Annotated in this window: 24 protein-coding genes and 1 tRNA gene; 13 read left to right on the top strand and 12 right to left on the bottom strand. The window is 67.1% G+C overall.

From position 1 onward, the window contains the following. Window positions 1-55: 55 nt before the first annotated feature. The 5 genes from AB0L57_RS08370 to AB0L57_RS08350 all read left to right on the top strand — a co-directional run bounded on the left by AB0L57_RS08370 (window position 56) and on the right by AB0L57_RS08350 (window position 5,285). Window positions 56-1,120 carry an alpha/beta hydrolase family protein gene (locus AB0L57_RS08370; protein ID WP_364958927.1) on the top strand — a complete coding sequence of 355 codons (1,065 nt, stop codon included), beginning with the start codon at window positions 56-58 and terminating at the stop codon, window positions 1,118-1,120. 94 nt (window positions 1,121-1,214) lie between these two features. Then, window positions 1,215-1,862: an ECF RNA polymerase sigma factor SigK gene (gene sigK, locus AB0L57_RS08365; RefSeq protein ID WP_364958925.1), complete on the top strand. Its 648-nt coding sequence runs from the start codon at window positions 1,215-1,217 to the stop codon at window positions 1,860-1,862. Then, window positions 1,855-2,589, top strand: coding sequence for an anti-sigma factor (locus tag AB0L57_RS08360; protein WP_364958923.1), 735 nt, complete (start codon window positions 1,855-1,857; stop codon window positions 2,587-2,589). Before sigK ends, AB0L57_RS08360 begins: the two co-directional genes overlap by 8 nt. A gap of 523 nt (window positions 2,590-3,112) precedes the next feature. After that, a complete protein-coding gene (locus AB0L57_RS08355) occupies window positions 3,113-4,426 on the top strand; it encodes a prenyltransferase/squalene oxidase repeat-containing protein (protein WP_364958921.1) in 1,314 nt (437 codons plus the stop codon). A 4-nt stretch (window positions 4,427-4,430) separates the two neighbouring features. Beyond that, window positions 4,431-5,285, top strand: a complete 855-nt coding sequence (locus AB0L57_RS08350; RefSeq protein ID WP_364958920.1) for a DMT family transporter — start codon at window positions 4,431-4,433, stop codon at window positions 5,283-5,285. Here AB0L57_RS08350 and AB0L57_RS08345 read toward each other — a convergent pair. Further along, window positions 5,230-5,922 carry a phosphoribosylanthranilate isomerase gene (locus AB0L57_RS08345; RefSeq protein ID WP_364958918.1) on the bottom strand — a complete coding sequence of 231 codons (693 nt, stop codon included), beginning with the start codon at window positions 5,920-5,922 and terminating at the stop codon, window positions 5,230-5,232. The two genes, AB0L57_RS08350 and AB0L57_RS08345, sit on opposite strands and share 56 nt — an antisense overlap. Window positions 5,923-6,461: 539 nt before the next feature. Further along, window positions 6,462-7,040, bottom strand: coding sequence for a TetR family transcriptional regulator (locus tag AB0L57_RS08340; RefSeq protein WP_364958916.1), 579 nt, complete (start codon window positions 7,038-7,040; stop codon window positions 6,462-6,464). A gap of 122 nt (window positions 7,041-7,162) precedes the next feature. On the opposite strand from AB0L57_RS08340, the gene AB0L57_RS08335 reads away from it, so the two are divergent. After that, window positions 7,163-8,056 carry a 2-dehydropantoate 2-reductase N-terminal domain-containing protein gene (locus tag AB0L57_RS08335; protein WP_364958914.1) on the top strand — a complete coding sequence of 298 codons (894 nt, stop codon included), beginning with the start codon at window positions 7,163-7,165 and terminating at the stop codon, window positions 8,054-8,056. Between the two features lie 161 nt (window positions 8,057-8,217). Continuing rightward, window positions 8,218-8,288: transfer RNA gene (locus tag AB0L57_RS08330), tRNA-Gly, on the top strand. A gap of 335 nt (window positions 8,289-8,623) precedes the next feature. Here the strand turns inward: AB0L57_RS08330 and AB0L57_RS08325 are convergent. Beyond that, a complete protein-coding gene (locus AB0L57_RS08325) occupies window positions 8,624-9,172 on the bottom strand; it encodes a hypothetical protein (RefSeq protein ID WP_364958912.1) in 549 nt (182 codons plus the stop codon). A gap of 445 nt (window positions 9,173-9,617) precedes the next feature. On the opposite strand from AB0L57_RS08325, the gene AB0L57_RS08320 reads away from it, so the two are divergent. Together AB0L57_RS08320 and AB0L57_RS08315 are read left to right on the top strand one after the other, a co-directional pair. Then, window positions 9,618-10,790 carry an aminoglycoside phosphotransferase family protein gene (locus tag AB0L57_RS08320; RefSeq protein WP_364958910.1) on the top strand — a complete coding sequence of 391 codons (1,173 nt, stop codon included), beginning with the start codon at window positions 9,618-9,620 and terminating at the stop codon, window positions 10,788-10,790. Window positions 10,791-10,889: 99 nt separating this feature from the next. Continuing rightward, complete coding sequence (locus AB0L57_RS08315; RefSeq protein ID WP_364958909.1) at window positions 10,890-12,167, top strand: cytochrome P450; 1,278 nt, start codon at window positions 10,890-10,892, stop codon at window positions 12,165-12,167. Between the two features lie 10 nt (window positions 12,168-12,177). On the opposite strand, the gene AB0L57_RS08310 is transcribed toward AB0L57_RS08315, so the two are convergent. The 6 genes from AB0L57_RS08310 to AB0L57_RS08285 form a co-directional block, all read right to left on the bottom strand. Continuing rightward, window positions 12,178-12,663, bottom strand: a complete 486-nt coding sequence (locus AB0L57_RS08310; protein WP_364958907.1) for an MmpS family transport accessory protein — start codon at window positions 12,661-12,663, stop codon at window positions 12,178-12,180. Between the two features lie 66 nt (window positions 12,664-12,729). After that, on the bottom strand, window positions 12,730-13,170 hold the full coding sequence (locus AB0L57_RS08305) for a YdeI/OmpD-associated family protein (protein WP_364958906.1): 441 nt from the start codon (window positions 13,168-13,170) through the stop codon (window positions 12,730-12,732). A gap of 74 nt (window positions 13,171-13,244) precedes the next feature. Further along, window positions 13,245-13,478 (bottom strand): hypothetical protein, encoded by a 234-nt coding sequence (locus tag AB0L57_RS08300; protein WP_364958904.1) that lies wholly within the window; start codon window positions 13,476-13,478, stop codon window positions 13,245-13,247. A gap of 162 nt (window positions 13,479-13,640) precedes the next feature. Further along, the gene (locus AB0L57_RS08295) at window positions 13,641-14,591 is read right to left on the bottom strand and encodes an AraC family transcriptional regulator (protein WP_364958902.1); all 951 of its coding nucleotides are present in this window, start codon (window positions 14,589-14,591) and stop codon (window positions 13,641-13,643) included. Window positions 14,592-14,713: 122 nt separating this feature from the next. Beyond that, a complete protein-coding gene (locus tag AB0L57_RS08290) occupies window positions 14,714-15,493 on the bottom strand; it encodes an enoyl-CoA hydratase-related protein (protein WP_364958900.1) in 780 nt (259 codons plus the stop codon). A 39-nt stretch (window positions 15,494-15,532) separates the two neighbouring features. After that, a complete protein-coding gene (locus tag AB0L57_RS08285; RefSeq protein ID WP_364958898.1) occupies window positions 15,533-15,868 on the bottom strand; it encodes a hypothetical protein in 336 nt (111 codons plus the stop codon). Window positions 15,869-16,105: 237 nt separating this feature from the next. Between AB0L57_RS08285 and AB0L57_RS08280 the strand changes: the two genes are divergently transcribed. The 4 genes from AB0L57_RS08280 (at window position 16,106) to AB0L57_RS08265 (ending at window position 19,736) form a co-directional block, all read left to right on the top strand. Next, window positions 16,106-16,891 carry an alpha/beta hydrolase gene (locus AB0L57_RS08280; protein ID WP_364958896.1) on the top strand — a complete coding sequence of 262 codons (786 nt, stop codon included), beginning with the start codon at window positions 16,106-16,108 and terminating at the stop codon, window positions 16,889-16,891. A gap of 35 nt (window positions 16,892-16,926) precedes the next feature. Then, on the top strand, window positions 16,927-17,670 hold the full coding sequence (locus tag AB0L57_RS08275) for a crotonase/enoyl-CoA hydratase family protein (protein ID WP_364958894.1): 744 nt from the start codon (window positions 16,927-16,929) through the stop codon (window positions 17,668-17,670). Between the two features lie 155 nt (window positions 17,671-17,825). Then, a complete protein-coding gene (locus AB0L57_RS08270) occupies window positions 17,826-18,932 on the top strand; it encodes a DUF4185 domain-containing protein (RefSeq protein WP_364958892.1) in 1,107 nt (368 codons plus the stop codon). Window positions 18,933-19,040: 108 nt separating this feature from the next. Continuing rightward, entirely contained in the window at window positions 19,041-19,736 is a 696-nt protein-coding gene (locus AB0L57_RS08265; protein ID WP_364958890.1) for a methyltransferase domain-containing protein, read from the top strand. Window positions 19,737-19,745: 9 nt separating this feature from the next. Here the strand turns inward: AB0L57_RS08265 and AB0L57_RS08260 are convergent, their stop codons facing one another. The 3 genes from AB0L57_RS08260 to AB0L57_RS08250 form a co-directional block, all read right to left on the bottom strand. Next, entirely contained in the window at window positions 19,746-20,354 is a 609-nt protein-coding gene (locus AB0L57_RS08260) for a hypothetical protein (RefSeq protein ID WP_364958888.1), read from the bottom strand. A gap of 144 nt (window positions 20,355-20,498) precedes the next feature. Beyond that, the gene (locus tag AB0L57_RS08255; RefSeq protein ID WP_364958887.1) at window positions 20,499-21,104 is read right to left on the bottom strand and encodes an alpha/beta family hydrolase; all 606 of its coding nucleotides are present in this window, start codon (window positions 21,102-21,104) and stop codon (window positions 20,499-20,501) included. Window positions 21,105-21,171: 67 nt separating this feature from the next. After that, entirely contained in the window at window positions 21,172-22,101 is a 930-nt protein-coding gene (locus AB0L57_RS08250; RefSeq protein WP_364958885.1) for a formylglycine-generating enzyme family protein, read from the bottom strand. Window positions 22,102-22,131 lie beyond the last annotated feature (30 nt).

Genomic DNA, 22,131 nt, shown 5'->3' with positions numbered 1-22,131 from the left:
GGATTCCGGATATGTTCGACGGTCGGGCGATTCACCTCTACTGGAGATTCACGAATTGAGCACCAGATCTGTCCTGCGTATCGCATTGGCCACGACCGTCGCCGCGTGCGCGATGACCGCGGGGATCGGCACCGCATCGGCCGTACCGGACGATCCGATCACCTCCTCGGGCCGGTTGGCGGACTCGACGGTCGCGGCCGACGGCTCGACGATCACCGGCGTCGAGGTCCATGATCGGCGCCACCTGTCACTCGCCGTGCATTCGGCGGCGATGAACAAGGACATCACCGTCGATGTCCAGCGTCCCGCCGACACCTCCGCCCCCCGCCCGGTGCTGTATCTGCTCAATGGCTCCGGTGGCGGTGAGGATCAGGCCACCTGGGGCACCCGCACCGATGTGCTGCAGTTCCTGGACGACAAGAACGTCAATGCCGTCCAGCCGATCGGTGGTGCGTGGAGTATGTACACCGACTGGATCGCAGATGACCCGGTACTCGGCCGCAACAAGTGGAAAACCTTTCTCACCGAGGAACTTCCGCCGCTGATCGACGCCGCACTCGGCACGTCCGGAGCCAATGCCGTCGCGGGCCTGTCGATGGCCGGAAACTCGGTGCTGGAACTGGCGATCGCGAAACCGGACCTGTATCGCAGCGTCGCCTCCTACAGCGGTTGCGCCCAGACCAGCGACCCACTGGGCCAGAAGGTGGTCTCGGAGATGATCAAGATCTGGGGCCACGCCGACCCGGACAACATGTGGGGACCGGTCACCAGCCCGCTGTGGGCGGACAACGACCCCTACCTGCACGCGGATCGCCTCCGCGGGGTGAACATGTTCGTCTCCTCGGGCAACGGGATGCCCGGTCCCTACGACACTCCCGACAGCAAATACCTGACCTACGGTTACTCCTCGGGAGAAGAGGCCGTCGCCGACCAGATGCTGATCGGTGGCCTGATCGAGGCCGGCGCCAACGCCTGCACCCACAATTTCCAGAACCGCCTGGGCCAGTTGGGCATTCCTGCCACGTTCGACTTCACCGCCAACGGCACCCACTCCTGGGGCTACTGGCAGGACGCCTTCAAGAAGTCCTGGCCCGTGCTCGCGCGCGGGTTGGGCATCTGATCGACCGGCGGGGTCGCCGCAGATTTCTCCCGAGCCGCACCCGTCCGGCACGCCGAGCACGTCGAACCCCTTCTCATGCGAGCAGGACGCGACCATGACCGGTGATCCGGAGTTCCACTCCATCCGCCTGGCCGGCGACGCGGCCCCGCCCTCGTGTCCGGTGGGCGGCGGCGAGCGTGCCGACACCCAGCGCGAACTCGCGACGTTGCTCGCGGCGGTGGCCACCGGCAACCGGGACGCGTTCACCCGGTTCTACCGGGCCACCAGCGCGCGGGTCTTCGGACTGGCGCTGCGGATACTGCGCAGCCACAGCGCGGCCGAGGAGGTCACCCAGGAGGTGTACCTGCAGGTCTGGACGGCCGGACAGCGTTACGACCCGGCGCTGTCGACACCGATCGGCTGGCTCATGATGCTCACCCACCGGCGCGCGGTCGACCGCGTGCGCACCGAGGAGTCCTCGACGGTCCGCGATCGGGTCTACGGCCACGCCCATCTGGGCCGCGACCACGACGCCGTCGCCGAGACCGTGGGCCAGCGGCTCGAGGAACAGGCGGTGGCGCACTGCCTGGACACCCTCACCGACACCCAGCGCGAGGCGATCGCCCTGGCCTACTACGGCGGAAGCACCTATCGAGAGGTCGCCGACCAGCTCGATGCTCCGCTGTCCACGGTCAAGAGCCGCATCCGCGATGCCCTGAAGCGGCTGCAGAACTGTCTGTCGGGGGTGGTCTCACATGCCTGACACCTCCGACGATCTCCTCGAGCTGGCCTGCCCCTACGCCCTCGACGCGGTCGACGACTCCGAGCGCGGCGATATCGAACACCGGCTCGCCGATGCCGGAACCGAACTCGCACAGGCCTTCTCGACCGTGGTACGCGAGGTCCGCGACACGATGGGAGCCTTGTCGGTCCTCGATGCGACCGATCCGCCGCCGGACCTGGAGACCCGGATTCTGGCCGAGCTCGATCGCGCTCGCCCGGCCGAGCCCACCGCGGCCGTGCCGATCACTCGAACAGCACGGCGGCCGGGGCTGCGGTGGCTGGCCGCGGTGGCCGTCGTGGTGGCGGCCGCGGGCATCGGCGGTGGGGTCCTGGCGCATCAGCACGCCACCGACACCTCCGGGCCACCGAGTGCGGAACAGATTCTGCGGCAACCCGACGCACACGCCACGACCACATCGCTGGAGACCGGTGGCAACCTCACGGTGCGGACATCTCCCGGAATGGGCGCCGCCACGGTCGCTTTCGACGGCACGCCGCCGGCGCCCGACGGTCGCGTCTATCAGCTGTGGGTGGTCCCGCCCAGCGGCGCACCGCGTTCGGCGGGCGTCCTGGACCGGATGCCGAGCACCACCGCACCGCTGGTGACCACCTATCAGGGTGGTGACACATTGGCCGTCACCGTGGAACCCGCGGGTGGCTCACCCGCGCCGACGACCACGCCGATCGGCACCATACCGATGAGCTGACGGCCCACCGGGGCGCTGTGACCGCCGGCCGGGCAGCCGGAGCTGATCGTGAGCCAGCCGAACACCGCGATCACGATCATCGCCTGGAGGATGTCGAGCATCCCGGTCCGCGGGGCGACGAAAGTCGTTCCGTCGCAGATGATGAGGATCGCCGCGATCGCCCCGAGCCTGGTGGACCGCGTCAGCCCGGCGAATGTGCCCGAATGCGGGCCGGAGGCCGTGTTGCAATTCGAACTCGGACCGGACGAGTTCTGGTCACAGGGTGACCACCGCACGATAAATCCCGGCCGCGACGTGCGCGGCGGGCGGGCCGCACCGCCGAAAACCGCTGGCTGTCCGCCGATATCGCGGCGGCACCGCCCCGCGGACGGAAACCATCTCGAGACATGGCCGAAATCTGTTCGCTACCAGTCGATTCGGTACCCAAACGACGGCCGGATTGTCATAGCACCCGGGTAACTTGGCGGTTACCAGCACCCGCCGGACGTTCGCGGGGCATACCGTTCCGAGGGGGCCGAGGACCATGTCGAACATCGACGAGCGCATTCGTACGGCCGTGGAATGGTTACGCGGCAGCCAGATACCGCATCCCAACGGTGGTGCGGGGTGGGGCTGGATACCCGACGTACCGCCCAATCCGCAGAACACCGCGGAGGTGGTCTGCGTTCTGCACCGCGCCGGCTGCGAGATCCCGCGGGCCGCGAAGGTCGCGCTGCTCGTGCAGGCAACCGTCGTGCAACGGCCGAACGGCGACGAGTGGTACTTCCGCACCCCGATCGATGTCGCCTGGCGGATCCGTGCGCTGCGCTGCCTGGGTGTCGCGGAAACCGATCCACACCTGGCCGGAGCCGTGCGATCCCTACTGGACCAACAGGATTCCGAGACCGGCGGATGGCGCATGTCGGGCTTTCTCGGCCCGGTCTCGATCACCGCGACCGCCGCTGCCGTCGAGGCGCTGCTCGGTGACGATGCGCTGGATGGCGAACGGCACCAGGCGATCTCGCGGGGAATCGGCTATCTGGTGGCGGCGATGTATCAGGAGCCGCGCTCGCTGCCGATGTACGCGGCGGCCCACATCGCCACCGTGCTCGCTCGCATCGAGATCGTCCGGATCGGTGACAAGCGCGCCGAGCGCGCCTGCGCACTGGCGGTCAAACGACTGCTGACCGGACTGCGCCGAGGTGAATACGAGATCGAGACCGAGATCTTCCGGCGTGACGATCTCATCGACACCTGGCGCCATCTCACCCTGCATCTGGCGGTCGGTGCGGTGATATCCGCCGACAGCCGAGCAATTTTCGATCCCGCGGTACGGGCGGCGATCGTCGCACTGCTCGATATGCAGGAGATGGAGGCGCTGGCCATCTACCGGGGCGGCTTCCGCATCTCCGACGAGGGACCGGTCACCTCCTACGCCACCACCCAGGCGCTGGAGGCTCTGCTGCAGGTACGGCCGGCGATCAACGAGCGGGTGAACCCGGCGAAGGTGTACGACGAGATCTGCCGCGCCGACGGCACCCACCGCACCGATCCACAAGCCATCGCCACGGTGCGCGGCCATCGCATGCTGATGAACTCCACTGCCGGAGAGGCACTGTCGCTGATCGGCACGGCGGCCGGTGTCACGGTGTTCGCGTTGGCGGTGAGCTTCGCGACCGTCTACGGCACGATCGGCAGCCGGGCACTGGTGGTCTGGGGCACGGCGCTCGTGGCGTTCAGCACGTATTGCGGTCTGGCCACCCGCTTTCCGCGATTACCGAAGAAGCGGGTGGCGAGTGCGGTGTTCGCTGCGTTCACCGCGCTCGTGATGCCGGTGGTCACCTATCTTCTGGCGTAGCCCCATGACCGGTCCGGTCGCTCTCATGATCGTCGTGACCTGCCTGTGGGGTACCTCCAGCGCATTGCTGGCGGCACTGGCGGCTCCGGCTACCGCCGGCCTCGTCGCTCTCGGCGGGGCCGTGCCGCTGCTCGTGTGTGCCCGGCTGCGCGGGCAGCATCCGTGGGCGACATTCACCGCCCGCCCCGGTTTGTATCTCCGGCTGGGCATACTCGAGGCCGCGAATCTGGCGCTGTTCGTCGCGGCGTTGCGGGTCGGCCCGCTGCCGGTGGTGGTCGCCCTGCACCTGACGGCGCCGGTATTGATCATCGCGGCGGCGCTGCTGCGCGGGCGGCGGGCGCCGACCCCGCCGGTACTGCTGGAACTGCTGCTGATCGCGGCGGCCATCTGGCTGGTCACGGGCTACCGGTCCGGCCCGATCGCCGGGTCGGTGGTCGTCGGATGCGGACTGGCACTCGGCAGCGCGGCCTGTGTGGCGATGCTGGTCAGTGTGATCGCACGGCAGCCGGAGCCGTCCCACACGACCGCGTCCGCGGCGCTGCAACTGTTGCTCGGCGGAGTCGCCAGTAGTCCACTGCTGCTGCTCGATCCACCGTCGGTATCGGTCGCGGCCACTCTTGCCGCTGTGGGCGCGGCTCTGCTCGGGCCCGGTTTCGCCCTCTACTGGCAGGCGCTGCGATGGCTGGACGCGGCGACGGCCAGCGTGATCGGGCTCAACGAGGCGGTGGTGGCCACACTGGTGGGGGCGGCCTGCACCCACCAGTTGCCCACCTCCGCGACCGCCGTGGCCGGGGGCCTCATTCTCATCGCAGTCGGGCTGGAACAGCGATCGGCGACCCGGCACCGTGTGCCGCCCTGACGAAGTCGACGCAGTTCGACGGGTCCTTGTCGCCACACGAATCGTCGACACCGGAATTGACATCGACCCAGGCCGGCCGCACCGCGTCGATCGCCGCGGTGAGGTTGCGCGGGTTGAGCCCCCCGGCGAGCATCACGGGGAACGTCGATCCGGCGAACCGGTCCACGATGCTGGCGCTGATCGACCAGTCGTGGGTGCGCCCGGTGCCACCGAGGCGGTTCGCCGACCTGGAATCCAGCACTATCCCATCGCAATTCGGCGCCGCCCGCTCGGCGTCGCCGACCGCCTCCGGTCCGGTGACATGGACCGCGCGGATCACCCGGCGTCCCGCCGCGCTACGCCGCACCTCGCGCACGGTCTGCAGCGACACCAGCCCGTGCAACTGGATGCAGTCCACATCGATTCGGTCGGCCAGCCGCAGCACGGCCCCCGAATCGGTGAGGTGGGTGACCAGGACTCGCTCGATCGACGAGGGCATCAGCCCCGACAACCGCCGGGCACGCTCGACGTCGACTTCGTCCTCGCTGAAATGGGTCGTGCCCGAAATGAACCCCGCCGCATCGGCATCGGCCGCGACGACGGCCCGGACATCGGACTCGCTGCGGATGCCACAGATCTTCGCTCGGACGTTGATCATCGGCACACGATACTGCGGGGCCGGCGGCCGCCCGGAAGGGTCCCGCCTTCTTCGCGTCCCTGGGCTCAGGCGTTCCATGGCTTCCGTTCGGCGGCGACCGGTTCGATCGCCAGTGTTTTCGGCGGAACATCCTTTTACCGCCACTGCCACCACGGATCCGGCACCGACGACGGCGCCGTGACCGATCGTGACACCGGGGAGCACGGTGACGGACACACCGAGCCGTTCGCCGGACTCGATCGTGCGGACGCCCGCGCGTGCTGAACTCGCTCCGGTCCGTGCGATCGAGGGGATGATCCGACGAGATGGGGTTTGTCTTCGGTCCGATGTGTACACCATCCCTCAGCCCGGTACCGCCCTGATCCGAAAAGTGTGCAGCCCTGGTTGACGAACGCGCGGTCACCGATTTCGATACGGAGCCCGCGGGGGTGCCGGAAGGGGCGCACGCGCGGTGGGCGAGCCCGGAACGGGTGTGTCGTGATCCAGGCCGGGAGCTTCGCCCATGCATCGGCGGGCGAGCGCCGATCGGTGTGACCGTCTCATTGTGCGGCGGGCACGGCCGGTCCGTGCGCGATGTCATGAAATGCGCTGCGCAACAGAGCGGCAACCCGTTCCGGGTCGGCGTCGGACAGCCCGTCCAACTGCAGCAGGTGACGGCCGATGACGGTGCCGATCAGGACAGCCCCCAACAGCCCCGCCCGCAGGTCGGCCTCATCGTCGGGGAGATGCTCCGCAACCTGACGCTGGGCGGCGACCATCCCCGCGCGAATGTCGTTTGCGGCGGCCGGGTGGGTGAACATCGACCGGATGGCCGCCAGCGCCTCGGCGGGCGGTTCGGCGACCTTGGCTTGCAGTGCCGACAACAACTGCTCGGTGGCCTCGTGCGGACTGCCCGTCACGACCGCGGCGGGCTCGAATCCCGCTACCGCCGCGAACAATTCACCCTTGGAACCGAAGTAGCGCATGACCAGACCAGGATCCGTCTCGGCCTCGACCGCGATGCCACGAATCGTGGCCCTGTCGTAACCGAGCTCCGTGAAGAGCTTCTGGGCCGCCGCGAGGATGCGTTCCTGTGTACGGCGGCGCTGATCGGCACGGCCGGTTGGAAGACTGCCCATCATTTCAGTCTACGACAGTTGACTGAATCACGTCGCGCGGCTATTTTCAGTCTACGAGCGTTGACTGATTTCCGGGCACCGAACGGTCGCCAACCTCGCCCTTCCACCAGTCAGGAGCAATCGTGTCCGACCCCGTCGACATCTCCCCGCTGCGGATCGCCGTGATCGGCCCAGGCGGCATCGGCAGCACCTTCGCCTTCCAACTCGCACAGGCCGGCCACGACGTCACCGTGGTCGCCCGCGGCACGCGGCGACAGCAGCTCCATCGGGACCGGGCGATCGTGAGAACGACCGGAGAACGGGCCGGGGTACAGGTCGCGGATCAGCTGGACATCAGCACGGAATGGGACCTCGTGCTCGTCACGGTACTCACCTCCGACGTGGAACAACTCCTGCCGAGCCTGTCCGCCTGCGCTGCCCGTCGAATCATGTTCATGTTCAACACATTCGAGCCGCTCGACCACCTCCGTTCGGCAGTCGGCGCCGAACGGGCCCGCTTCGGCTTCCCATCGATCGTGGCCGGGATCGAGGACGGACGGCTGGCGTCGAACATTCTGAGCCGTGGCACCACGACGGTCTCCGACCCCGGCTGGGCGAAGGTCTTCTCCGCCGCCGCGATCCCGTCCGCCGCACATCCCGACATGCAGAGCTGGCTGCGAACCCACGCGGCGTTCATTCTCCCGGTGCTGCTGACCGGTGCCATGGCCGCGCAACGAGGCCGAGGAGTCGATTACGCCGACGCACGAAGGCTGGCGCGGGCCATGCGCGAGGGCCTTCGCCTCGTCCGCGACCTCGGCGATGCCATCACCCCTCGTCCGATCGCCCTTTTCGCCCATCTCCCCATCCCGTTCGTGGCCGCCCTGCTGTGGTCGGCGAGCCGGGTCGAAGCATTCGTGGCCACCTGCGCGGTCGCACCGAAAGACGAACCGAACGCGTTGATCGACGAGATGAATGCCGTTGCACAACAACCACTTCCAGCCTTGACAGCCATCCGCCCGGAGCGCACCGCGCGGTAGCCGACCGAAACCGGGAGCCCCCACCGCGCCCGCCGCACGCAAGCAATCGGGGAATTGCGTCCGCAGCACCGAGCAGCGGCCGATATCCACCCCGCCACCTGGTAAGTTGAGCATCGGCCGAGCGGTCTGATATCTTCTCAGCGGGTCCGATAGGACGTTATGCCGGTGTAGTTTAGTGGTAGAACATCAGCTTCCCAAGCTGAGAGTGCGGGTTCGATTCCCGTCACCGGCTCTCCAAAAATTTCCCCTGTCAGGGGTTTTCGCAAACTCGGCTGGTTCTGCCGAGCACCTCGCCGAGGCAGGGGGTGCGGCTTGCTTCGCCCCACGACCCGCTTTTCGGCACGCTGGACATCTCCATCTCGCACCCCTTCGGGCAGCCACGTCGAACATGGCGAGCAGGTCCGTCGAATCGACGGGTCCCGCGCATCACGTCGATCGGGCACGAAGAAGCCCCGCTGGCTGTAATCGCCAGCGAGGCTTCGGTTTCGGTGATCGGTGACAGTTGTGTCACCGGGAGCGACAGCCCACGCAGATGCCGCCCTGCCGACGCACCGCCCGGGCCGTCGATCAGCCGATGGGGGGCAGTCCGGGCAGTTGCGGCAACTGTGGCAGTTGCGGCATCGCGCTGCCGGTGCCCGGGAGCGGCGGGGCCACCGGGCCCGGCCCGGGATAGTTCGGATAGTCGTCGTAGTCGTCGTCGTAGTCGTTGTACCGGTTGTACTCGTTGTACTGGTTGTACTGGTTGTATTCGTCGTGCCGGTGATGATCGTGGTCGGGCCGCGGCGGACGCGGGCGATCCGGCCGAGGCTTGGCCTTGGGCGGGTTCGGCTTGTCCGGCCGATGCGAATCGGGCTTACCCGGCCGCCGCGACTCGGGCTTATCGGATTTGTGCGAATCGGATTTTTCGGGTTTGTGCGAATCGGACTTGCCGGCCCCGCTCGAATCGGGCTTGTCGAACAGACCGGTGGCAGCGACGCCATCAGCGGGTTCGAGCGCCACCGGATCGGCGAACGCCGGCCCGGCCATGGCGCCGACCGGCACCAGGATGAGCGCTGACGCGGCGACCGCCGAGACGAGCGTACGACGGAAAGAGCGGCCGGATATCGCTGAGTTCATTCGTTTCCTACTCGAGTGCGCTTGTGTACAGGGGTCTGCCTGACAGCACCACGCAGCCCCCCTAGCTATCGTGCCACTATATAACGGCACATTGCATAGCGTTGCATTTTTGAGATTTCCGGCCCACCTTATCTCAGCGCACGGGAACGCCGACCTGCCCAGCAGATGGCATCCGAAAGAAATGGTGACATCCGAATATGTTCCCGCACAGCAGAATTCGATGACACCGGTGATCCGAACGGCCCGAAGCGCCGGACCGGCCAGAATCAAAGATATTGCCGTTCAAGCCGACTTGTCTGTATCTATTTAGCTCAGGAAATGAAAGATCCGGGTATTTTGTTGGAGCGCAACACATTCGAATCCGGTGCGGTACTGTGCATCCGGTGCCGCGGCGTGCGGACCGTTTGCTCCGACGATCGTCGAACACCGGAATCGAGATACGTGCGTGAATCACAAGCTCTGGCTGCTGGGCCGATCCGCCACCGTCGGCACTCGGATGCTCGGCGAGAAGATTCTGGGACCCAAATCGCGATCGCTCGGCGATGTGCCGGTCTCCGGCGATCACCTGACTCCCGAGTGGCTGACCGCGGTGCTGTGTGCCGAGGTTCCCGGCGCCGAGGTGTCGGGTTTCGAGACATCGAACGGTAGCAGTGGCACCTCGACCAGGGTCGCGATCCGGGTCGAATACAACGATGCGGGTACCGAAGCCGGTTTGCCGACGGCCCTGTTCGCGAAGACCACGACGACTTTCAGCCAGCGAATTCTGCTGGGCGGCGGAAAGATGATCGACGGGGAGACCCGATTCTTTCGCGACTTCCGTCCCACCCTCGATATCGAAGCGCCGATCGGATATTGGGGCGCATCGGATCCGGCGTCGTGGCGGTCGATCGCACTGATGGAGGATATCGCCACGACGCGCGGCGCCGTCTTCAGCGAGCCGAGCGCTTCGATCACGCGTGCGCAGGCCGAGGATCTGGTCCGCAATCTCGCCCGGCTGCACGGCACATTCTGGGAATCCGACTCGATCGGGACACTCAACACCCCGGCCTACATGCTGGACGTGTACCTCTCGGCCATCGATATGAAGAAGCGTTGTGAAGTGGGCCTGGACCGGGCCGCAGAGGTCGTGCCGGGCGCATTGCACGGCCGCAGCGAACGGCTGTGGGCGGGAGTGGAGCGCGCGGTCACCATCGCGACCGAGGACGTTCCGCCGACGCTGCTGCACGGCGACCCGCACATCGGGCAGACATACCGAACCGACAGCGGCCGAATGGGTTTCGTCGATTGGCAGGTCGTCATGCGAGGCGGATGGGCGCACGATTTCGCCTACACCGTCAATTCCGGCTGCGAGCCGGAGGATCGCCGGCTCTGGGACAAGGACCTGCTCGCGGCATATCTGGACGAGCTGGGCCGGGCCGGCGGTAAGCCGCCGGCGTTCGACGACGCGTGGCTGCTGTATCGGCAACAGTCGCTATTCGCCTATGCCGCTTGGGCTTTCACGATCGGGCGCGCGAGTTATCAGCCGAAGATGCAGTCGAACGAGACCTGTCTGACACTGATGCGACGCATCACCACGGCGATCGACGACCTCGATTCGCTGACCGCCCTCGGGGTGTGAGCGAACCCGCCGCAGAATCACGGCCGATCGAAATCCGTTCGGCTGCCTCTTTTTCAACAACAGAACATCCAGCGCGCCATACGACAACTGGAGTAGTCGATGAGTACGTCGCAGTTCTCGACCCATCCTTCGATGTGCCCCGTTTCCCACGGCTCGCCGACCAGCTACGACGGTCCGCGAGTAGCTCTGTATTCCCCGGAATTCTCCGATGACCCGCATCGGGTCTACCGCGACATGCGCAGCAGGTACGGCTCGCTGGCGCCGGTGGAGCTGGCGCCGGCGGTACCCGCCACGCTGGTGATCGGCTATCGCACCGCCGTCCGGATCCTCAACGATCCCGAACACTTTCCCGCGGACCCGCGCGCCTGGCAGCAGACGGTGCCGGCCGACTGCCCGATCCTTCCCCTGCTGGAATGGCGGCCGATGGCCAGCCGAAGTTCCGGGACCGATTTCGCCCGATACCGGCAGGCCATCACCTCGGGTGTGGACGCCGTGGATCTCTACTCGCTGCGCGAGGCCGTGGAACGGACCGCGCTCCCCCTGATCAACAGTTTCTGCCGGGACGGCCACGCGGAACTGATCACTCAGTACATCTACCCGCTGGTGTTCGATCTGGTGAACTTCATGCTCGGGTGCCCGCCGGAGATCGGACAGCAGGTCGCGGCCGGCACGGCCGCGCTGCTGGAGGGCGTCGACGCCGAGAAGGGCAGCCGGATTCTCGGCGAGGCACTGATGAATCTGGTGGCGCTCAAACGCGCCGAGCCCGGCAATGACATCACCTCGGTTCTGCAGCGACACGGAGCGGCCCTCGACGATACCGAGGTCTCGCACCACATTTCCCAGATCTACGGCACGGGAATCGAATTCGAGCTGAACCTGATCGCCAACACGCTGCTGCTCGTGCTGAGCGACAAGCGCTTCGGCGGCAGTGTGCTCGGCGGCAATCTGTCCTCGCGCGACGCGGTGGACGAGGTGCTGTTCAACGATCCCCCGCTGGCCAACCTGCTGATCACCTACCCGCGTCAGCCGATCCTGATCGAGGATGTCTGGCTGCCCGCCAATCAGCCGGTGGTCATCAGTATGGCCGCCTGCAACAACGACCCCGCCATTCGCAGCGAGGACATGACCGGAAATCGATCGCATCTGGCGTGGGGCATCGGCCCGCACGCCTGCCCGGCCCAGTCGCTGGCATATCTGATCGCTCAGGAATCGATCGACCAGCTCCTGGACGCACTGCCCGAACTCCGCCTCGTGACACCGACCGGCGGGCCGAGCTGGCGTCCCGGGCCGTTCCATCGAGCCCTGACGGGACTGCCGGTGACCTTTCCCCCCACCGCGCCGCTGAACATCGGCGATACGGCCGCGCTGCTGTCCTGAGCGCGCCGCACTACCTGAAGAAGGTCACGCAGCTCGCGGTGCCGGAACCGGTGACCGTGTCCTGCACCACCACCTTGCCGTCGCGGAAGATGCGGCAGGTGACTCCGCCGGTGATCTCTCTGGGGCCGGTGTAGGCGCTGACGAAACCTCTGTCGGCCGTCTTCGACTTCGTCATCGTGACCTCCATCCGCCAGGGCAGGGATTCCGGCGTCATATGCACCCCGTCCCCCTGTGCCGGGACATAGTTGATGTCCGGTGGTGTCGGCACATCACCGGTGACCTCGTAGACGAGCGTGATGGGGGCGGCGACCGCGGGCTTGTCGTCCTTGTGCGCGACGACGACAACGATGCCGATGGCCGCGGCGATCCCCACCACGATCGCGATACTGCCGACCACCCACGGCCACACCGGCTTTCGTGGCGGCGGATACATATACGGCTGCGGATAGCCCGGATGGACGCCGTATTCCGGTGGATATTGCTGCGGATACCCCATGATTCGATCCTGCCCCAGATCAGGCGCCGGGACACATCGATGCGCCCCGGCGACGATGTGCGGTGCTCATCCCTTCTCTCGAAGTTCGGTCAGTACCTTCTCGATCCGACGCATCCGAGTCCGTTCCTGCTTGGCTGCCTCGATCATCCGGACGAACTGCCGTCGCTGACTGACCGTCGACCGCTCGTAGGCCGCGCGGGCCACGGGATCGGCGGCCAGGGCGGCGGTGAAGTCCTCGGGTTCGGTGACCGTCAGCGGCTCGGTGTCGAGTTCCATCCGCACCTCGACCCGCTCGCCCACGGAAACGCCCGCGGCGGTGCGGTTGGCGTTGCTCAGTCCGATCAGATTGCGGCCGCGCATGATTGCGATGCGAGTACTCCAGGTGTGGCCGTTGAGCGTGACCCGGATGCGGGGCCGCTTGCCACCGCCGAGGGCCTCGACCACCTCGGGTGGCACCGCGAGCCCGCGCATCGGTTCGGGTGGCTCGACTTCGGTGCGGAACTTCATCTCACGGCTCCCTTCCCGACGAATGCTCAGCTCATGATCGCGCAGCGGCGGTCCGGATCGAGGCAGGACGGGGACTACGGAAGTGTCCACAGTCGTTCACAGGGCAATCTCGGGTATCGGCGACCCGGCGCCGCGAATGTGACGGTGCCGGGTCCGTGGTAGGCGGTCCAATAATCGGCGAACCGATGTGCCGCGGATGCACACGCCACGAACGTCAACTCCCGTTCGTGCAGCAGGTCCAGGTGGATTCGGAGCAGCACATCCGGCTCGTTCGGCTGCGGCGAATCGCCCTGGGTGGCAGTTGCCACCTCCCCTCCAGGTGGCACCCGAAAAACGTTAGCCGCCACAACAACCGATTTCTGGCAATTTTCGGGCGCATTTCGGCACGCCCGTGCGGGGCATGATGGAATCCGAACAGTGTTGCACCGCTGCCACTTCGGCTCCGGCGCGATCTTCGCAGTTCCTTCGGGCTACCCGTACAGCTCCGCGCGCATCTGCTCCGGGGTCTGTTCGTATCGGCGCCGGAATGCCTCGCGGAACCGGCGCGTGGTGCCGAAGCCGGTCTCCCGGGCAATCGCGTCCAGGTCGACCGACAGCGGCGAGGACAGCCGCCGGCGGGCACGGTCGAGGCGGATCGAGCGCAGCAATGCCGCCGGCGCCATCCCGGCGGAATCGGTCAGCGCGGTGTGCAGGGTCCGCAACGAGCACCCGCACATCCTGGCGACGGCATCCGGAGTCAGCTTGCTGTCGCCCGCGTGGATCTCCATGAGTTCGCGAGCGCGCGCGGCCAGCACCGCGTGTCTGCCGGACGCTACCGCGCGCGTCCGATTGAGCACCCCGTCGAGCAGCAGGAGCGCACTGGAGAACGCGACGCTGAAATCCACCGCGGTCCATTCCCCGCAGCCGGCGTGCAGCAGATCGAGCTGACTCACCAGAGAGCGCATCAGGGGCCGGCTCCCGTCCAGGGCCAGCGGCGCGTCACGGGCACGGCTCACGTGTACCGACTGCTCCGGCACCGTCAGGATCAGCGCGTCCAACGGTTCGTCCTGTCGCATGACCATCGGCGAACCCCAATGGAAGAACGCCAGCTTTCCCGGACCGACGATTTCCGCGGTATCACCCTGTCTGAACTTGAATTCCCCGCTCAACGGAAGCAGCAGCCGGAAGCTGTCGTCGTCGTCGCCGCGCACATCGCGCCTGGTTCGGTGGTAGTGCACCGGATCGGACCCGAACCGCACGATCTGCATCCGGCCGACCTGCTGTGCGGTCGTCGACCACCAGAAATCGCCGGCGGTGTCGTCGAAGGCCAGCCCGACCGTCCCCTGCCTGGTGTGGATGTACTCGTGCCAGTGCTCCATCCGATCCGTATTGGTCTCGGCGGGGGCCGGCGAATCCTCCTCCCACAGATACACCTGGTCCACCGAGGATCCCCTTCACGCACAGCCCGAGAAATGGTTTCGAAGCTACCAATCCCGAGGTGCCGACGCACGGCGAGCTGTCACCGGCCACGAGACCACGGCGGCAACGGTTTTCGCGACCGTGGCTAATCCGGCCAGACCGGGCTGCGCTTGTTCAGGAAGGCATCCATCCCCTCGCGGGCTCCGGCGAACTGAGATGCCGCGGCCATGACCTCGATCGCGATGGTGTACGCGTCGGCCTCGGGACGGTCGAGCTGGGCGTAGAGCGTGCGCTTGCCGAGCGCCTTACCGGCCCGGCTGCCGCGGGTGGCGCGGGCGAGGAGATCGGTGACCGCCGCATCGAGGTCGGCATCGGGCACGGCCCGGTTGATCAATCCCCAGTCGGCTGCGGTGGCCGCGTCGATGGGATCGCCGGTGAGAGCCATCTCCATCAGGCGTTTGCGGCCGATCGAGCGGGCCACCGGGACCGCGGGGGTGTGACAGAACCAGCCGCCTTTGCCGCCGGGCAGGGCGAAGCCGGCGGAGGCGGCGGCCACCGCGAGATCACATGAGGCCACCAGCTGACAGCCGGCCGCCGTCGCCAGGCCGTGCACGCGCGCGACGACGACCTGCGGGGCCTCCTCGACGGCCTGCATGACCTGGGTGCACAACCGCAGCAGGTCACGCACGCCCGGCAGATCGCGGGCGGCGACATCGGCGAAATCGTGACCGGCGGAGAACACCGGCCCGTTGGCGGCGAGCACGATTCCGGTGGCGTCGGTGTCACCGGCCGCGCGAAAGGCGGCCAGCAACTCCGCGAGATGGTCGGCCGAGAGGGCATTGCGCCGGTCCGGCCGGTTCATGGTGATACGCAGGGTGTCACCGGTGCGGTTCACGAGCAGGTGCCGGTACTCCGTGGTAGCCATATGACCACCGTAGATCCGGCGACGCCCGCGTTCAGCGAATTACTGTGCGGGCTTCGGCATGCACTGGGTGGCGATCTTCTCGCTGGCCGAGCGCACCTTGTCGGTGTCTTCCTTGCTCAGCCCACCCATGGTGCCGTCGGCGGACGGCGCGGCGCTGCCCGGCTTGGTCATCTTCCGCAGGCCGTCCTGCGAAATCCCCTCGTCCATATAGACTTTCGCGGCGCAGTTGGCGAGTTGCGGATTGTCCGGGAGCCCGCTGGCCTGTAGAGACTTCGCCAGGTCGGCCTCGGTGACGGTCGGCTGCGAATCCTGGGAGCCGCACGCACCCAACAGTGGCAGCGCGATGCAGGCGGCGGCGATCAGCGAAATCCTCAACTGTTCCTCAATTCTCAGGCGTATCAGCAATCACGGCGCGCAACACGTGCGGACCGCGCAGGGTGATACTGCCCCATCGAGCCGCCGGACAACAGTCCGAGTCGGCAAAACCGGACCCGTCACAATTCGCCGGGACGCCCGATACCGAAGCTGTTGGCTGGACGCCAATGATTGTTAGGGTGTTCCGGTCCGGCGTCGTCCTGGTCGGCCTCCGAGTCTCGGTGCGGGAGTTGCGAAATGATGTTGAATCACCACCGGGCCGGCACCGGTGAACCGCTGGTCCTGATCCACGGCGTCGGCAGCCGCTGGCAGGTATGGGAGCCGGTCATCGAGAGCCTGGCCACCGGCTTCGACGTCATCGCGGTGGACCTGCCGGGTTTCGGCGAGACCGCACCCCTGCCGGACACCACCGTCGACACTCTCACCGACGCCGTGCACGCCTTCCTCATCGACCAGGGCATCGAGCACCCGCATCTGGCGGGTAATTCGATGGGCGGGCTGATCGCGCTGAATCTGGCGGCGCGCGGCATCGCTCGATCGGTCACCGCCTATTCGCCCATCGGATTCTGGTCGGACGCCGGGCGCATCTGGTGCCAGCAGGCACTGGGCCGGTCGGCCACGATCGGGCGCGGCCTCGAATCGCTGCTGCCGCGAATCCTCGGCAGTCGCGCCGGCCGCACGGCCTTTCTGAGCATCGTCTTCGGCCGCCCGTGGGCCCTGGACACCGCTACCGCGCTGGCGACGGCCGACGGCGTGCTGAACTCGGCGGGGTTCCGCCCCGCGCTGGCCTCCTTCGATTCGGCCCGGTTGCGCGACGGCGGCCGGCTCGCGCGCATCCCGGTCACGATCGCCTGGGGCGACCACGACGTGCTACTGACCTACCGCACCCAGAGCCGACGGGCCCGGCAATGGCTGCCCGATGCCCGCCACATCACGCTGCCCGGCAGCGGTCACACCCCCTTCTACGACGATCCGGCCGGTTGCGCGAAGATATTGCTCGAACAAGTCGCTACCGACCGGTAACCCGCGGCGGCGATCCGATCAGGACGGAGTGAGCGATGAGCAACGTTTCCCTGACCTTCGACGGTGATCGCGCCTACGTCGAACTGGATCGGCCCGATAAACACAACGGGCTCACCATCGAGATGCTGAACGATCTGGTCCGGGTGGCCCGGGTCGTCGGCCGGCGCGACGACATTCGCGCGGTGATCCTCGCCGGCAACGGCCCGAGTTTCTCCAGCGGTCTGGATATCGCGAAGGCGACCGGCGATCCGCTGAGTATCGTCCGCAATTTCCTGCCGATTCCGTGGCTGGGTACCAATACCTTCCAGGAGGCGTGCTGGGCGTGGCGACGACTGCCGCAGCCGGTGATCGCCGCCGTGCACGGACATTGTTTCGGCGGCGGATTGCAATTGGCCCTGGCCGCCGATTTCCGTTTCGCCGCACCGGATTCCGATTTCGCCGTCATGGAGGTGGCACACGGCCTCGTTCCGGATATGTCGGGTGCGGTCACATTGTCGCGCCTGGTCGGTGTGGACAAGGCATTGCTGCTCACCATGACCGCCGATCCGGTCGACGCCGCCCATGCCGAGCGCATCGGGCTGATCACGCAGGTGAGCGAGGATCCGCGCGCCGAGGCCGAGAAGGTGGCCGACCGCATCGCAGCCCGCCCCGCATCGGCAGTCGCGGCCGCGAAACGATTGTTCGACCGCAGTTGGACGGCCGGAACCCGCCGCACTCTCGGAATCGAACGCGCCACCCAACTCCCGCTGCTGGTCCGCCAGGCGCTCGGTCGTCGGTAGATCCACCAAAAAACACACGACCAGCGAAGTAATTCCCCGAAACAGTCTCCGGGAAACCCCCTGTGCAGCCGATTCGCTGTTAACATTTCCACACTTTGCCAGCGAAGCCGATGAATCCCGGGGGCGGTATCGGCGCGAACGGGAAGGGCACAAATTTGTCCAAGACCGCATCCGTCCTGCTGTCTGCGATAGCGGGTGTTTCGGCTTTGCTACTCACCGTGAACACACCGGCGGCGGCCAACCCCAACGCCATCAATCCGATTCCGGTACTCAACGGCACGAACGGCCTGCCGAATCTGGTCGGCCGGTCCCGGGCGATCTTCCAGGTGACCGGGATGGCGAGCCCGAATGCCACCGAGAACTACAACGTGCTCGGGACGGACCTGGGAATCATGTGGGACAACGGTCGGGGCGAAATGCTCACCGCCTTCGGCGATACCGCCGGAGTCGGTCTGCCGAATCTGCTCGCCGGCAGTTTCTGGGCCTGGCGCAGCAATATTCTGGTGCGCAGTCACACCCACGATCCGTCCGGCGGGATCTTCTTCGACAGTGCCGTCCGTGACGTGTTCGGCCAGGCCCGGGATCTCGTTCCCAGCCCGAAGATTCCGTTCATCGAGATCAGCCGCATCCCGACCGCCGGCATCTCCGCGGACGGTGTGCAATACATGAGTCTGATGTCGGTCAAGAGCTGGGACGACGTCGGCCAGTGGACCACCAACTATTCCGGTCTGGCCGCCTCCGCCGACAACGGTGAGACCTGGGCCGATCTCGATTTCACCCGACGTCCCAATGTCGGTGGCGATGCGAACTTCCAGATGAACTCGTTCGTGAAGAGTGGCGGCTGGGTCTACGAATACGGCACACCGTCGGGCCGCAACCATGACGCCTACGTCGCGCGGGTGCGGGAGAACGCGATCCAGAATCTCGGTGAGTACGAGTACTGGGACGGCGGCGGATGGCGACGAGGTGACGTGAACGCCGCCCGGCCGATCACCGGCGGAGTGGCCGAGATGTCGGTGATGTGGAACGACTATCTCGGGCAGTACGTCATGCTGACCACCGATCCGTGGAATTCGGTGGTGATGCGCCGGTCCTCGGCACCGGAGGGACCGTGGAGTCCGCCGGAGGTACTGATCGACACCCGGGAATTGCCGACCGCCTACGCGCCGTCGATCTTCCCGTATCAGACCGGGCGCGAACTGTATTTCCTCACCACCGTGCACAGTCAGTACAACGTGATCCTCATGCACACGACGCTGTAGTCCGCGCGCGCACGATGCCCGGCCGAGGTTCTCGGCCGGGCATTCGTTCGACGGGAGCGCGTGCCGGGATCGGCTCGGCCGCCCACTGCGACCCCATAGACTCGACGCATGGACGCCGCCGAATGGGACACGCGCTACGCGCAGAGCGAGCTGGTGTGGGGCGCACCGCCGAATGCGACCGTCGTGGAACATGTTTTCGGTCTGGAACGGCGCATCAGGCTGGTGCCGGACGCACCCGGCGAAGAACCTCCCGCGCTGCCGCGCGCCCTCGATCTGGCCGCCGGTGAGGGGCGCCATGCCCTCTGGCTGGCGACGCACGGCTGGGATGTACGGGCGGTCGACTTCTCACAGGTCGGTATCGACAAGGGCCGCACCGTCGCCTCGCGGCTGTCCCGCTCGGTGCGTGCGAGGATCACCTGGCAGTGCGCCGATGTCACCGATCTGCCGGGCGCGGATATCGACGGCCCGTTCGAATTGATTCTGGCCGTCTACATCCATCTGCCCCCCGCACAGCGGCGCACCCTGCTGCTGTCGGCGGCCGAGCGGCTGAGCCCGGGTGGCATCCTGCTCGTCCTGGGGCACGACACCACCAACATCACCGAAGGCCAGGGCGGCCCGCAGGACCCGGACATCCTCTTCACTCCGGACGACGTGATCGCCGATCTGGCTGCGACGGAACACATCCGGGTCGATACGGCCCATCGGGTGCTGCGACCGACCGAGAGCGGCGATGCCATCGACGCTCTCGTCGTCGCCACCCGCACCATTCCCGACCTCGACGAGCAGGCGGCCGCCGAGCAGTAGCGCGGGCGGTTACAGCCCGGCGCTGCCGGTGGGGAACGGCGCCGGTGCGGGGCGATGCCCATCCCCGCCGTCACCGAACCGATCACGGCCGAACCGATCCCGGCCGAACCGGTCGTAGCCCTGGCGGTCGCGGCCGGATGCGTCACGACCGAAGGAGTCGTAACCGTCGCTGTCGTAACCCGAACTGTCCCGCCCGAACCGATCGCGGCCGAACCGGTCACGACCGAAGGTGTCGAAACCCTGGCGGTCGTAACCCGAACGATCCCGCCCGAACCGGTCGTAGCCGAAAGCGTCACGGCTGTCGTCGATCACGTTGTCGCTGCGACCGGGCGCGGGCGTGCTGTGATCGGGACCGGGTGTGCTGTGATCGGCACCGGGTGTGCTGTGATCGGCACCGGATCGATCACCGCTGCTGGGATCACCGGCACTGTGGTCTGCGGGGCCGGTCACGTCGGTTTCCAGGGCAGCGAATCCATTTGCGGCGCAGGACGGCGCATCGCAGGACGCGTTCGCGGTGCCCGCCGCCGCGAACCCGAATCCGCCGACGGTGGCGAGGGTGACCGCGACACCCGCCAGCACGCGACCGGGGGCGGAATGCGGTCGAAGACCTCGGATCATGGGGATGTTCTCCTCTCGAAATCCCGACCTCCGCCCATGTTATCGGCAGTTTCACACCGGCACATCAGGGTTTTCCCGGAGGGGACTTCCCAGATTTGTTGTCACCGGCAGGATTTCGCCACCCGGATCGCCGCGGGGGACGGCTCAGCCGAGTCCGGCCCAGCGCCGCAACCACGGCTCGGCGGTGTCGGCGATGAGATCCATTCCGGAGCGGAACGAATGCGGCTGGCCGGGAATCACTTTCACCTCGGCGGCAGCTGCCGGGTCGGGAATGCCGAACGGATCGCGCTCGCCGTTGATCACCACCACATCGAGATGCTCCGAGGCCGCCAGCAGTTCTTCCCGGCGCGTCTTCTCCGGCTTCCCCGGCGGATGCAACGGAAATGACAGCGCCAGCACGCCTTTCACGCCGAGAACGACGGCGGTGCGGCAGGCGACACGGGCCCCGTTGCTGCGGCCGCCCTGAATCACCGGCACTCCCGGCACCTGCTTGCGCAAGGCCGTCACGATCACCGCCCAGGCCGCGTCCTGAACCGGCACGGATCCGGGCGCCCGCCGCCCCGCCACGCGGTACGGCTGCACCACGCGGGCGACCACCCCACCCAGCTCGACGGCGCGGTCGCGTACCGCGAGTAGATCCTTCGTCTCCACCCCACCACCGGACCCGTGGGTCAGTACCAGCAGGAATCGTTCACCCGCGCCGGAATCGACCTCGACCTCGGCGGCCCCCGCATTCGTCTCGATGCGCACACCCCCACGGTAATCCCCGGCCCGGCCCGCACTGCCGCGAGGCGACGCCGATCGCCCGTGGCCCAGGTCAGTCGCCGGTCACACTGTCGCCCACACAGCGGAATCCGATATGGCTCATACCGGTGTCGATCATCTGCGGACGCCGGGCGGCGGGGCGATAGCGGCGGCAGTAGCTGTCGGCGCACAGGAACGAGCCGCCCTTGATCACCTTGCGCGGAACCCGGAACTGTGGTTGACGTGGGTCGTAGCTCTGCTCCACCCGGCCACCGCGTGGATTGCGCGGTGCACAGCACCCGCCGGCGCCGGAATGCCGCGCGGTGTACCAGTCGTCGGTCCACTCCCAGACATTGCCCGCCATATCGAAAAGCCCGTAGGCATTGGGCGGATGGGAACCGACCGCGGTGGTGTGCCCGTATCCGGTATCCGGGCGCCAGGGGAAATCCCCGTGCCAATAGTTGGCTCGTGGGCCGGCATCGTTGTCCTCGCCCCAGGTGTACTCGGCCCCGTCGAGTCCACCGCGCGCGGCGGCTTCCCACTGCGCCTCGGTCGGCAGGCGACGGCCCCTCCAGTGGGCGTAGGCGGCGGCATCCTCGTGGGCGATGTGCACGACGGGGTGGTCGGCACGTTCGGCGACCGCGGAACCCGGGCCTTCCGGATGCCGCCACGATGCCCCCGGCGTCCACCGCCACCACAGATTCAGGTGCCGCAGATCCACCGGCCCCGACGTCCGGGCGAACACCATCGAACCGGGTTGCAGATTCTGTGCGGGTGCGCCGGGAAAGTCCGCGGGATCCAGCGGTCGCTCGGCGACGGTGACATATCCGGTATCGGCGACGAACCGCTCGTATTCGGCATTGGTGACCTGCCGGGACTCGATGGCGAACGCATCGACGGTCACCTCGTGGGCGGGTCGCTCCTCCGGATAGTGCCGATCGGATCCCATGGTGAAGGTCTGCGCGGGAATCTGCCGCAATGCGGTGGCGAGCGAAATATCCATTGCGCGTGCGTCTCCTGGCTCCGAGTTCCG

It is taken from the genome of Nocardia sp. NPDC052254 (genome assembly GCF_040679495.1).
GTDB lineage: Bacteria > Actinomycetota > Actinomycetes > Mycobacteriales > Mycobacteriaceae > Nocardia.
This window is presented reverse-complemented; position numbering and strand designations above follow the sequence as displayed.